Annotated in this window: 1 rRNA gene; it reads right to left on the minus strand. The window is 54.3% G+C overall.

Annotated features, from left to right (window positions below):
- Positions 1–289, minus strand: a 23S ribosomal RNA gene (locus L7A20_RS11885); the annotation flags it as partial.

A 289-nucleotide genomic window follows, 5' to 3' on the forward strand; every position in this document is an offset into this window, starting at 1 on the left:
CCGGCGCATTTAACAACCGGATACCCTACACGCTTAGACCACGACAACCATCGCGTGGCTTGGCTACCTTCCTGCGTCACACCTGTTAATACGTTTACCTCCAAAAATCGGGTCCTGCAGTCCACCACAAGCTCCCGGCCACAAGTGGCAGGGTTACAAGCGGCTTCTCACAGTTAGCATCAAAATATCAGTATGGGCGGTTTTTCGCCGGTACGGGAATATCAACCCGTTATCCATCGACTACGCCTGTCGGCCTCGCCTTAGGCCCCGACTAACCCAGGGCAGATTA

This window comes from Rothia nasimurium (genome assembly GCF_928381415.1).
Classification (GTDB): Bacteria; Actinomycetota; Actinomycetes; order Actinomycetales; family Micrococcaceae; genus Rothia; species Rothia nasimurium_H.